Consider the following 12,396-nt stretch of genomic DNA (forward strand, 5'->3'; position numbering starts at 1 on the left):
GGGTAACTTTTATTAAATTTAAAATATTATTGTCATCGGATACGCCAATGCAAATTTCCGAACATTATCCATACCAAATGAACAAAATAGTAAACGTTGTTAAAGGAGATATCACTAAGGTCGAAGTCGATGCAATCGTAAACGCTGCAAACAGCTCCTTACTTGGTGGTGGCGGTGTAGATGGTGCCATTCACCGAGCGGGTGGTTCAGCTATTCTGGAAGAATGCCGAATGATAGTAGCTAGACAAGGGGGCTGCAAAACGGGTGAAGCAGTTATCACCACAGCTGGCAATCTACAGGCTAAATATGTCATCCACACCGTCGGTCCTGTTTGGAACGGCGGCCAAAAGAATGAAAAGAACCTCCTGGCAAATTGTTACTTCAACTCTCTTCGACTGGCTGCGGATAATAACTGTACAACAATTGCTTTTCCGAATATCAGCACAGGTATATACAGATTCCCGAAGGAATTGGCTGCCCAAATATCGATTAACGCGATAAATCAGTTTCTTGAATCAAATACTACAATCAAACTAATTACAATAGTTTGTTTTGATGATGAAAATTTTCAGCTATTCAAACAATTACTTTGACGATAGGACTATGCTTTTACCATTAAAAAGCCTCCCTTCCCATGACTAACTGTATCGGCCAAATACCCATTACAGATGCCGAGTAGTGCAAGATGGTAAAGCGGAGAGCAGGACTCTTACAATTGGTATTCTAGGAGACCAGCAATTGATTGCATTGCTAATTGTACCGAATATTTGTATCTTAGGTTAAATACAAATATTACAATTATGTCATCCAAGATTTTCCTGCAATCTTTACAAAGTAAATTAAAAGGCGGTAACGCCCGTTCTATTCATTTAAATGCATTGCCAGGAAGGCTGGCCACCCGGTTAGACCTGCAGCAGCTTGACCTCATTGAGGATGGTCTCGCCAAATCATTTTTGGATACCTTGTTGACCAAAGCAAACTTTGAGTTTAAGATTTCATTTGATACGATAGATCTCAATGAAAAAGATACGGAGACTCAAAAGAAACTAACCTTAATTTCTAAGCGACTGAACTCCATCATCATAGAAAATGAAGATTATTTTAAAGAACATGGGATGAAGACCCTCGGATTTGGCTATCCTATTCTTATAAAAAGATCCTCAAAAGATCCTTCTAAGATCATAAAAGCCCCATTATTCATTTGGCAACTAGAGGCCGTTAAATCTAAAAACAAAGTCAATGAATGGTCGTTTTTGCGAAATAAAGCGATTCATGCAAATGGAAAAATAGTGGATTCAGATATTCACCCGATTAGTATCAACGAGGTCCTCCTTTCTTTTATCAAAAGTGAAGATGACATTACATTACCCAATCTGACCAATGAAGCCTTAGATGACGCGCTGATCGACAACAACGAGTTAGTGAACGCTTGTGCTGAAGTACTGGAAGCACTCAATTCGAATAGTAAAGAGCAGATACTTGAGGTGCTAAGCAAAAACTTTGAAACAGCTATCAATGTATTACCCGAAGCATCCCAGATAGATGCTATCGCCAATAACAAAGCTTACATTCATTTTGGTGGTGTTTTTGGTTTGTTCAGAGCGCAAAAAGAAAGTATTATCACCGACATTTCCCGCTTATTGGATCGCTTCGATGCCTTTGAATTTGATGAGCTTAAAGTGGAAAATCTATCGACAACACCTTTCAGCGCCGTAGATACAGACCCAAGCCAACAGGCCATAATAAGTGCTCTTGGAAATGAACCGAACCAAATAATACAAGGCCCTCCAGGTACGGGAAAGAGCCAATCGTTAACTGCACTGATCACAAATGCACTTGCCAATGGTCTGAAATGTCTTGTCGTCTGCGAAAAGAAAACAGCGCTTGATGTGATTAAAGCAAATATCGAACGTACGAATCCTCAGATCGGCGCGCTAGTCGGTGTAATTGATGATGTGAACGATGCGCGTGAAGCGATCGTAGATTCCGTCAGAGATCGTCAGATCGGAGTTCCGTTTCACATCTCAGGAAGGCAAGCCCAAAACCAATATGATGCGATAAAATCAAAACTCAAGGAATCAGCTGAACTTATCAATGCACAGCATGCTGCCTTAGCTCAAACGGTCTACGGCGATAAGAGTTGGCCGCAGATTGTCGGACGGTATTTGGCCTTATTAAAACACTTTAATCAAGTACCGCTCAAGAATATTATACCGAAAGAGGATTTTAATTTTGCTCAGGATCATGCAGAGCTGGAAAGGACACTTGTTGTTTTAAAGCGTAGCCATAATTTATTTAAGCAATCGCAGCAAGTCCATTCTATATTTAGACCATTGGCAGACGATCTATTTATAGATCAACAGGTTGGGCCATCGCGTGTAAGAATTGAGGATTTTGTTGCATACGCGCATAAACAGCTACCAACTATTGAACAGCTTATTACTGAACTTCAAGTGAGTGGAAAGCAGTGGGCTGATGATTTTTTGAGCGGCATCCCCACAATAATGCAGCAGGATTTTAAGTCCTATTTAGCATTTTGTATTGGAGATTCAGTGAAAGAAGAGGTATTACCATCCACTTTTCCTCAGGAACAGCGCATCAATGAAATTGTCTTAGGACTACAAACAGTAGGGATAAAAGCGCAACAATTTTTCAAGCAATATGAAGATGCTCTGCAACAACATTATAGCAGCTATCATTCATCGCTAAGCAATGCAATATCAACTTATCTTGCCTACGCTGAAACAAGCATTGCTCAATATGGCAATAACTTATTAAATAATAGTAGTGGTGCAAAATTTAAAACAAGTTTATTAAGTATATTCTCGGGAAAGCATAAACAGATAAAACAAACGAGAATCGAATTAAAGAATCGTATCGCGCAGGTAAGATCAGCCCATGTTCAGAAAAATTATATTGAACATCAATATAACGATCATTTGGAAACAACTGACTTATCTATATATCTAAACAATATAGAGGAACTCAGACAAAAGGCAGCCGCTTGGAAAGAGCAATACCCACCTACGATCAGTAACTATCTGTCCAATATTAATGATCATCATTTTCATGTTGAACTGAATGAACTAAAAGCGCAAATAGCTCCCCTACTTCAAAAATTGGATAGCATAGAGCAAATGCTAATCGCCGATTACAATATTGTTCCAACGACTCCAGTTACTGATATCAATGGGGTGATAAAGGCAGTACCCTACCTAACTGAAAGAGTAACTTTTCAATTAAGGTATTTTAATAATTTTCGTGACTATTACGCTGCACGCGCTGAAGCCTATCGAAGTCTACAAAACTCGTTTGACGATATCGAAGGTAACCGGTTAACAGGAAATATAACAAACGGGGTATTTTTGCCGTATACAAGTCTTCAGGCGGCACAGGAACTCTGTGATAAGATTAAGCATACCGTCACAACGTTCATTGACCATATGGGTGATTTCCGTAGCTATCATGAGTGGAAATCATTTTTCCTTTCAGTGGACGAAGCGCAACAAAGGCTTATTACCAGAATCAGCATACATCTTAAAGATCATTGGGCTGAAGCATTTGAATGCTGGTATCTGTATTGGGTACTCACGACAAGTGAGCCACAGGAATTGCCAAAAAGTGATTACCAATTACAACTATATCAGCAGCAAAAACAAGAGTTTAACCATGCACAGCTGAATAGTATTATTGCCTTATGGACGGAAAGGCAAGCTGACGCCGTCGGACATTTTAAAGCCAGAGGACAAAACATCAATAGTTTGTTTAACAAAAAGGGATCGAAGGGAATGCGTCGCAATTCACTCCGCACTATTGTGAACAGAGAATTTGAACTATTTACAGATTTTTTCCCGGTATTGTTGGTCAATCCATCTGTCTGCAGTTCTATCCTACCACTGGAGGAAGGAATTTTTGATGTGGTCATATTTGATGAGGCCAGCCAGTTGCGTCTCGAAGATACGTACGCGGCCCTGATCCGAGGAAAGGCTAAAATCGTTTCCGGTGATAAGCACCAGATGGCTCCCTCCTCTTACTTTGAAGGAAGTGGAGCGCTACTTGACCCGATTGATGATGAGATAGAAGATTCGGAAGACGAATTTTCAGATCGGACTGCGCTACAAGCGGCTCAGCTTAATCTTGCAGATAGTGAATCCTTGCTAGCTTATGCTGTAGACAAGGGTTTTGTAGAGTCTTATTTAAAAGTCCATTACCGCTCTAAACACCCTTATCTTATCGACTTCTCCAATCATGCGTTTTACGGAAATAGGTTGATGCCTGTCCCAGCAAAGGAGCACTACACGCCTATCGAATACTTACAGATTGATGGATTATATGAGGGACAAGTAAATAAGCAAGAGGCATTGAAAGTGGTCGAATTGTTACAACAGATCATGAAGGATGCAAAAGATAGTATCCCAAGCGTGGGTGTTGCTACTTTCAATATCTACCAGCGTAACTTGATCCTGGAGGAGCTGAGTGCAGTTCGTCAGAACGATTCTGTATTCGATAGTTTAATGGCGCAGGCAGGGGATTCATTTTTTGTTAAAAACCTCGAGAACATTCAGGGCGACGAACGGGATATTATTATTCTCTCAACGACATTTGGACGAAAAGCCGACGGTTCGTTTAGTCAAAACTTTGGTCCGATTATACAGGGCAAGGGACATCGCATGTTGAATGTAATCATTACTCGAGCACGGTCAAAGGTATATGTATGTACCTCTTTCCCGCAGGAGTATGTTGGTCAGTACCCAAATCTTATCCAACAGAAGGGCAATAAAGGCCGTGGAATTCTGTACGCTTACTTTACCTATGCGAAAGCGGTAAGTGAGGGGAATGACGAATTGCGAAGGGGCATTCTACAGCTGTTGAGTCAGTATTGTACAGATAAACTGTATGAACCAGCGGAATTTAGCTTGGGGTCTGAGTCTCCATTTGAAGATGAAGTATTCGAACAACTTGCACAGCATATCGGTGCAGACCGTTTAGAACAGCAGCATTCCGTAGGCGGTTTTAGGATTGATATCGTTGTAAAATCAAAAATAAGCCACAAACCACTCATCGCAATAGAGTGTGATGGTGCGAAATACCATAACAGTCCTGAAGCTTACGCTTGGGACAGCTTCCGCCAGGAGCAACTTGAAAGACATGGATTTATATTCCATAGGATATGGTCCATTAAATGGTGGGATGATGCCAATGGAGAATTGAAGCGACTACTTGATTTTATCCGTCAACAGGATGAGGAAGAGGCAAATTTAGGTAAGCATGTGCATGCCGCAACGAGAATCAATATAAATGATAATTAGCGTTGAATGAATAATCTAACTATACCAAAAACAACACATATGGGTTGAGTCAAAATTTTAGCATTTCATATATGTAGAATTGTTATCGGAAGCTGTCCCATTTTTATTAGTGGAGCAGTCAGTTCTTGTCCTATGGCAAGTGATAGAAAATGATTGAACTTGTATATTCGAACTACTAGTGCGGCTTTTTTATTCATAGGTTAGTAGAATTCATCGTTCCCACCAAGTACTTGACCAAGTACCCTACTTTATAAACAAAAGTTCTTTCCCGCCACGCTTGCGTGCTGAGAAACCGATAATGGTCAAATCCTAATACGTGCATGTATTCGTGTGCATAATGACCCGCCAAGGCGGCTAAATCATTGGTGGATGCCCAATGTTCTAATGCTGTTGGACAAATAGCCATAACTCCATCTCCAGCGCCATCAATGCCGATTGTCTGATTCCCAAATATGGATGGTTTTTCACAATTATCTTTCCATCTGGAATCTCTTCCATCTATCTCCAAGATCCTGACCCAAAGGTCCACTATTCCATCAGTTGCTATACTATCTTTTGGAATGTTTTTTTCATGAGCTTTCATTATTATCCCATAAAGCTGCCCCGTCGTATAGCCCTGTGTCTTTTCGGCTTTCATGGCCTCAATACCCTCTTTAAATTCATCGGAATTCAGTACCAGCTCAAATGCCTTAAAAGCTTTTTGGGCAAATTCGGTATGCTTTCCATATCCGGTTACAGAATGGACCTTAATTGTTATTTTTTGACTCAAGCATAACTGGGATGACAATAGAAATCCGAGGAATAGAATGATTTTTTTCATAAAAACATAATTTAAAAAAAGTTATAAACTAAATACACGCCGCCCCAATAATGTGTTCTTTTCAAATCAGTTTTTAATTCGGAGGTGCGTCCTGAATTAATCGCCCATGTAATATCCAATGAGCGGTAACTGCTAAATGGTATGTGGCATTGTATTCCCGTATTCCATTCAAGAATCCAGGGATTGGTTTGTTTCCAGGAGAGCTTGTGAACTGATGACCTAAGTGGTGTACCGTGCAACATGGTATTATAGGCCATGAATGTTGGTCTTGCTGCTGCAAAGAAATATAATTCCCACAGGTCCTTTTGCGCATTATCAACTAGTTGATTCATGTTTCCTAGAGGATTGAAATTCTGAACCCATTTCCTTGAATCCAAGAGTCCCATCCTCATCGTTGCCATACCATGGACTTGGGTATAATATCCGATTGAGCTACCAGCGCCAACTTTAAAATTAAAATAAGAACGTTCCGCGTGTTCAATTCCTGGATTACCAAAAATCAATTTTTCAAAATCTGCAGCGTAAAGGAATACGGGAGAAAAACCGTTGGCAATTTGATTATGCCAGCCCTCGGGATTATAAGGGGAATGCGTATTATTATCATTCATCAATTTGTGTATCCCGGTTTGGACCCATTTTCCAATGGGAAGGCCCAAGGCACCAATATTTAGCTCCGTTTGAAAAGCAACTCCATTTTTAGGCTTTACATATCCCCTCCTGGTTGATAACCCTAATAGAAAGGCATAGGGCCGATCATTGTAAACCGGGTCTTTGGCTCTAAGGTCATCAGGCGTAAACGCAACACCATTGACCATCCATGAAGGGTCAATAGGCACCACATCATTATGCGCTACATTGGTTTTCCCTAGTATCCATTGATCCAGTTTTGAAATTGGATAAAACAAAGGAGAATTGATATAATTTGAATTTGAGAAGCCAAATCCTAAACCTAATGTATAATTTTGATCTGTGGCAGGGGGAAATAACTGGAGCGGATTGAAATCTTCATCTAAGTACAATCGAAACGACTTCTGATTGCTTTGCTGCTTATTTACCCTTTCCTCCTGGCAATAACAGCAAAAGGAGATAAGCAAACAAAAAACTGTGGTGTATAATTTATTTGCGATCATAAAAATAGATTAAATAATAAAGGATAATCTCATAATATGTTATAGTACAAAGGAATTAATAAGCTTCTTAGCACTACCGCTAAATTTAAATCCCATTTCAGATCGCAACCCTATAGATATGATTCTAGTATTCTGAAATGAATTATACTTATCTGAATTTAAGAGACCGCGCCATTCTATATATAAATAAGTGGGCATTTTTGATGTAGTATTTGTTAGCTTGGTTTGTAGATTTAAATTCAAATATTGTATATCTGTCGCATCCTTACCAAATATGGATCGAAAAGCACTACTGGATTCCGAAATAGAGTTATGCCATCCATAAGTATACTGGACACTTAGGGTGAATTTATCTTTGAATTGAATTGCACCGATGGTGCGAAGATTATGCTGAGCAACGGTTACAGTAGTATCAGCAAAATTGGAAATCAGTTTGTATCCAAAATTGATCGGTGCAAGCATGAAAGAAAAACCGTCCTGATTCTCATATCTATAGGATAAATCCACTTTAATCCCTGCAACTCCTGGAAGCATTAATCCTGGAATATATGATGAGGAGTCCCGCATATTAATTTGTCCTCCAGCGTATGGCTGAATTTCCAATGCAATTTTTGATTTTTCTCTTAACTTCCATTTTTCAATCCAACCATAATTTACAATTGGGGTCAAATTGGACAACCCCTTATTATTCCCTGAAAAATTGAAAGAAAGGAGTGCATTTAAAGCCTGGAATGAAGACTGGTCCTCTTCATCAGCCCCCTCCTCATCAGCATAAAAGGCCAAAGAATTTTGGTTTTTAACTTTTAAAATTGCAACATTTGAAGTTACATGAAGGGTATCAACCTGACTAAAAACAGGCATAGATAAAGCACAAATAGTGCATAATAATAGAACTCTTTTCATAATTTAGATTAATATGGTTTTACACTACTAATCTAATATTAGAAAAATTTAATTACAAGGGTTTTGATGAAAATTAATTCACATATTTTTATCCTGATCCTATTGATCAACGTCCAATTTATAAGCATTATAAGAGCCTTTCTTATCAGCCGCTAAGAACGTGCTATGAGCTAATGTGAACTCGTATCTTTCAACCGGTTCGGCGTTTGTGCTAATATGCATCGAAAAATTTGTTTACTAAAACTAAGTTTGGATGTTCATTCATATTTTTTAAACCAAATTCCGTAGATCGTTATCTTCAATAAAACGTTTCTGATCTGCTAAAACAAGAAACTGGTTATAGATATTTTCAAAATTTTCAGCCGGGAAATCTATCTGCATACTTTTTAACCGATTTTTCAATGCTGCACGTCCGCTCCTGGCAGATAAAAACAATTCAGGCAACTTTCCTCCTATGATTTGGGGATCAATAATTTCATAGTTTCTACGGTCTTTCAGCACGCCATCCTGGTGGATGCCGGAAGAATGTGCAAAAGCATTTTTGCCGACAATGGCCTTATTGGCCTGTATAGGATTTGACATCGCCCGTTCCACCATACTACTTAATTCTACAATATATTTTGGATCAATTCCGGTCGCAATACCTAGATTTTCCTTTACAATGAGTGTCAAAATAATTTCTTCTAAGGCAGCATTTCCTGCACGTTCTCCCACGCCATTAATCGTTCCTTCCACCTGAAGCGCACCTGCCATTAACCCAGCTATACTATTCGCGGTAGCCATACCTAAATCATTATGACAGTGGACAGAAAGAATTGCGTTCTCTTTTTCCTTTCTATTTTGGTTCACGTAGGCTATCTTTTCAAAGTACTCAAAGGGTGTACAAAAACCATTGGTATCAGGAAGATTCACAACTTTCGCTCCCGCTTCAACCACCGTATTGGTCATTTGAACCAAAAAATCATTGTCTGCGCGGCCAGCATCTTCTGCAAAAAATTGTACTTCATCACATTTATCAGACGCATAAGCCACCATTTCATAAGCTTTCGCCAAGATTACCTCACGAGTGGTATTAAACTTATGTTTAATATGAATGTCCGATGTCCCAATTCCCAGCTGAATCCGTGCCACCTTAGCCGTACTCAAGGCCAAAGAGGCCTGTTCAATATCTTTCCTATTGGCTCTAGCTAATGCACAGACGGTTGCCCTTTTCACCAATTTACAAACCTCTGTGACTGCCTTGAAATCTCCGGGTGAACTTATTGGAAACCCTGCTTCTATCACATCTACCCCCATTGCATCGAGTTTTTCTGCAATTTCTAATTTATCATTCAGTGTCAATTGGCAGCCCGGGCCCTGTTCTCCATCACGTAAAGTAGTATCGAAAATCTTAACTTGTTTCATATTCAACTTATTGTTATAGATCAAAAGTACCAGAACTATAAAATTTAATATATTTGAAAATAAAACAATTGTTATTCAATAATGCCAAAATCTACCATCCCCTTCGTTCAATGTGCCAAAAACTTCCGCGATGGCACAATTGAATTACGTACCTATGGACAGTTCAATACAGAAATGCATGCTCATGAACAAGTACAGGTACTTAGCCCAACAAATGGTACCCTCTTTATCTATACTGAAAAAGCCAGCTTCTGTGTACCGAGTACTTTCTTTGTATATATTCCAGCACATGTTCCGCACAAACTCATTTCCCGCTCACAGCAACTGTCAATAAAAACCATTTTTGTCGATATGAACAATATGCACGAAGACGTTAAGGTGTATCCATCAAATGAATTATTGAATCATTTTTTGCTTTTTGGCCAGCAACATTGGAAGTTGAAAGACCACGACACGTTGACAGCATCTACCTTAGAGGCCTTTAAGTCTATGCTCCCGATACTATTGGCAAACCCGATCCTGTTGCAAATTACGCCTGCAAAAAGTGAATTGATGATCCAGGTATGCACGTATATCCTCCAACATCTCGACAATAAATTGTCAATAGCTGAGATTAGCGCTAATTTTTTTCTTTCGGAGCGGACACTTTTTAGACAGTTTAAGGAAGAAATGCAGATCACCATATTCCAGTTCATAAAACAGCATAGACTTCTAAAGGCGCTTCAATTATTGGAAAATAAGGATATGCATATCGCTGAGATTGTTTATCAAATTGGGTATGAAAGTGTACCGAACTTTTCCAATCTATTCAAAGAATATTTTGGGCTATCACCACAGCAGTATCGGGCGAGACTATGCAAATAATATTATTGAATATATCTTCTACCTACTTCCGATTCGAATCGTGAAAACGTTACATCTTCTGCGCCAAAGGCCCATCTTTAGTGACCAGGCTAGACCAACCGGGACACGATCCTACGGTTAGCTTTGCGATCAATCTGGACGCTAAAAATATCTTAGCCACTGTTTCTTCTCCAAAATCCCAGATTACCTCGACAAGTGAACTCGCATCAAATGGTTCAAGATTCTCTTTGACAAACGCTGCAGGATTTAAAAATGGTAGATTGTCCCTTTTATGCCATTCAGGTTCGCTCGGAGTAGGAACGCTATTGTATAACCATATATCTCCAACTATTCTTTCCTCATTCAATAAGTATGCGTAACAAACCTTACCGTCATCTTCGATAAGCACCGCGAATTCTGGGTGATCGTTTGATATATATTTCGTTAAACTTCCCATTGAACACTGATTTAAAACAACGAAGTCTGCACTGTATCACTTCCCAACGGCGGCAATCCTTCCCAGTCAAATTGCTCGTAACGATGCTTTCCATCCGGGCGGTTTGGATATCCTCTCAAGGTAAATACCGGATACTGCTTCAATTTTTCATTGGGAATTTCAAAAAGGAAAATCGGTGGCATATCGTCCTCCTGAATATCCTCGATCCATTGACGCTCGAGATCCTCCGGTAAGAACAAAGGCATACGATGTTTATTAGGCCCATCATTATGGATATTGGCCATCACTTCATTGGCTGCTCGTGTAAGCATTCCAAAGGAACCTACGCGTTCCACCACGCCATCCTCATCCACCGTCTCATGCCACTGGTACAAACCTGGTAAATAGAATAGATCTCTCCCCTCTGCACCGATAAAATAAGGCACTTTCTTTTTCCAACCTTTTACCGCTCGATGCTCAAAAGTACCACTCACGGGGATAAGGCAACGCTGCTTGCGCAAGCGATACCAATAGGATTTTTTATCTTCCAGGATACGCTCGCTACGGACATTGATCATATTGCGCCGGCGATCGGCCTGCAGCTTCGGATCGTCAATATAGGTAGGCAATACCCCCCACTCCATCTCGGCCAAGGCCAGCTGGCTTGAGTCTTTGTCCTTATACAGGATCGGATACTTGGGAAAGGTAATGGCCTGGACGTTTTCCAGATAGTCATAATTATAATCCAATTGACGACGCTCATCCCGCAACTGCGGAAAGGTCTTTTTGATAATCTCAATATCGGTATGGAGGCTAATATCCCAGCACATAATGGTATCCTTTCTTCTTTGGCTTTGATACGAATATACACAATTTGTGCTGTAAATAAGGATTGCCCCAAGGCAAGAAAATAGTGGATTTCAATTGGAACTAGATCTAGCTACCGAAGAATCTCTATAGCAAATACTTTCTTTTGGGTCTGCCCATCGGTGATGGTAGCCACTACCCGACCATATTCTAGCGAGAATAAGATGTCGATGGGATTTTTACGCTGAAACCTGGTCTTGGTACGCAGGTAATTGATAATATTTTTCTCGTAGAGCTTAAGCATGCGCTTGTCCCAGTTCTCCTCCTTAATGCGATTGAGAAAAATCCGATAGCGTGCTTCTGTGGTTAACAGGCTTTCAATTTTATCGGCATCTTGCGGCAGCTGCAGGGTTCTTCCCTCCTTTGCCTCCAGTTGATGGGCATGCCGATCGGCGGCATCCTTATCATCGTAAGGTGTGAGCAGAAATCCTGTCTTTTCCTTAACATCGGGCCACTCAAAGCGCTGCAGCACAAAATCGGCATAGCCCGACTCGACGAGCTCGCGAAAGGAACTTTTGGTGACTTGTTCAAAGGGATTGTACAGCATAGGGCTAAGATAGGATTTATATCCTAAAAAAGGCCGGAATAAACCAGCCCTCATATTTATAGTTATGATCCCAATAATGGGATAGTCGGTTTCAAAAAAATGCTGGCCTAACAAGTGCAAATCAAGCCAGCAAAAGC

General features: G+C 40.1%; 10 protein-coding genes. 3 read left to right on the plus strand and 7 right to left on the minus strand.

Annotated features, from left to right (window positions below):
* Positions 1 to 77: 77 nt before the first annotated feature.
* Together B2O97_RS18760 and B2O97_RS18765 are read left to right on the plus strand one after the other, a co-directional pair.
* Positions 78 to 593 carry an O-acetyl-ADP-ribose deacetylase gene (locus tag B2O97_RS18760; RefSeq protein ID WP_286767903.1) on the plus strand — a complete coding sequence of 172 codons (516 nt, stop codon included), beginning with the start codon at positions 78 to 80 and terminating at the stop codon, positions 591 to 593.
* Between the two features lie 207 nt (positions 594 to 800).
* Complete coding sequence (locus B2O97_RS18765) at positions 801 to 5,309, plus strand: AAA domain-containing protein (RefSeq protein WP_286767904.1); 4,509 nt, start codon at positions 801 to 803, stop codon at positions 5,307 to 5,309.
* Between the two features lie 193 nt (positions 5,310 to 5,502).
* Here B2O97_RS18765 and B2O97_RS18770 read toward each other — a convergent pair whose 3' ends face one another.
* From B2O97_RS18770 to B2O97_RS18785, 4 genes are all read right to left on the minus strand, one after another.
* Entirely contained in the window at positions 5,503 to 6,129 is a 627-nt protein-coding gene (locus B2O97_RS18770) for a hypothetical protein (protein ID WP_286767905.1), read from the minus strand.
* 11 nt (positions 6,130 to 6,140) lie between these two features.
* Positions 6,141 to 7,259: a lipid A-modifier LpxR family protein gene (locus tag B2O97_RS18775; RefSeq protein WP_286767906.1), complete on the minus strand. Its 1,119-nt coding sequence runs from the start codon at positions 7,257 to 7,259 to the stop codon at positions 6,141 to 6,143.
* A gap of 39 nt (positions 7,260 to 7,298) precedes the next feature.
* Positions 7,299 to 8,162 carry a hypothetical protein gene (locus B2O97_RS18780; protein ID WP_286767907.1) on the minus strand — a complete coding sequence of 288 codons (864 nt, stop codon included), beginning with the start codon at positions 8,160 to 8,162 and terminating at the stop codon, positions 7,299 to 7,301.
* 270 nt (positions 8,163 to 8,432) lie between these two features.
* Positions 8,433 to 9,566: a 2-isopropylmalate synthase gene (locus B2O97_RS18785; protein ID WP_286767908.1), complete on the minus strand. Its 1,134-nt coding sequence runs from the start codon at positions 9,564 to 9,566 to the stop codon at positions 8,433 to 8,435.
* A gap of 81 nt (positions 9,567 to 9,647) precedes the next feature.
* On the opposite strand from B2O97_RS18785, the gene B2O97_RS18790 reads away from it, so the two are divergent.
* Positions 9,648 to 10,430, plus strand: coding sequence for an AraC family transcriptional regulator (locus tag B2O97_RS18790; RefSeq protein WP_286767909.1), 783 nt, complete (start codon positions 9,648 to 9,650; stop codon positions 10,428 to 10,430).
* A gap of 49 nt (positions 10,431 to 10,479) precedes the next feature.
* Here B2O97_RS18790 and B2O97_RS18795 read toward each other — a convergent pair whose 3' ends face one another.
* From B2O97_RS18795 to B2O97_RS18805, 3 genes are all read right to left on the minus strand, one after another.
* Complete coding sequence (locus B2O97_RS18795) at positions 10,480 to 10,866, minus strand: hypothetical protein (RefSeq protein WP_286767910.1); 387 nt, start codon at positions 10,864 to 10,866, stop codon at positions 10,480 to 10,482.
* 11 nt (positions 10,867 to 10,877) lie between these two features.
* Entirely contained in the window at positions 10,878 to 11,675 is a 798-nt protein-coding gene (locus B2O97_RS18800) for an SOS response-associated peptidase (RefSeq protein WP_286767911.1), read from the minus strand.
* Positions 11,676 to 11,785: 110 nt separating this feature from the next.
* Positions 11,786 to 12,259 (minus strand): hypothetical protein, encoded by a 474-nt coding sequence (locus B2O97_RS18805; RefSeq protein ID WP_286767912.1) that lies wholly within the window; start codon positions 12,257 to 12,259, stop codon positions 11,786 to 11,788.
* Positions 12,260 to 12,396: the final 137 nt, after the last annotated feature.

This window comes from Sphingobacterium sp. UBA865, assembly GCF_002295765.1.
Taxonomy (GTDB): Bacteria; Bacteroidota; Bacteroidia; order Sphingobacteriales; family Sphingobacteriaceae; genus Sphingobacterium; species Sphingobacterium multivorum.

Excerpts from the sequence above, each read along its gene's own strand:
- B2O97_RS18775 (WP_286767906.1), bottom strand. The coding sequence starts at position 7,259 with ATGATCGCAAATAAATTATACACCACAGTTTTTTGTTTGCTTATCTCC.
- B2O97_RS18790 (WP_286767909.1), top strand. The coding sequence starts at position 9,648 with ATGCCAAAATCTACCATCCCCTTCGTTCAATGTGCCAAAAACTTCCGC.
- B2O97_RS18800 (WP_286767911.1), bottom strand. The coding sequence starts at position 11,675 with ATGTGCTGGGATATTAGCCTCCATACCGATATTGAGATTATCAAAAAG.
- B2O97_RS18795 (WP_286767910.1), bottom strand. The coding sequence starts at position 10,866 with ATGGGAAGTTTAACGAAATATATATCAAACGATCACCCAGAATTCGCG.
- B2O97_RS18765 (WP_286767904.1), top strand. The coding sequence starts at position 801 with ATGTCATCCAAGATTTTCCTGCAATCTTTACAAAGTAAATTAAAAGGC.
- B2O97_RS18805 (WP_286767912.1), bottom strand. The coding sequence starts at position 12,259 with ATGCTGTACAATCCCTTTGAACAAGTCACCAAAAGTTCCTTTCGCGAG.
- B2O97_RS18780 (WP_286767907.1), bottom strand. The coding sequence starts at position 8,162 with ATGAAAAGAGTTCTATTATTATGCACTATTTGTGCTTTATCTATGCCT.
- B2O97_RS18760 (WP_286767903.1), top strand. The coding sequence starts at position 78 with ATGAACAAAATAGTAAACGTTGTTAAAGGAGATATCACTAAGGTCGAA.
- B2O97_RS18785 (WP_286767908.1), bottom strand. The coding sequence starts at position 9,566 with ATGAAACAAGTTAAGATTTTCGATACTACTTTACGTGATGGAGAACAG.
- B2O97_RS18770 (WP_286767905.1), bottom strand. The coding sequence starts at position 6,129 with ATGAAAAAAATCATTCTATTCCTCGGATTTCTATTGTCATCCCAGTTA.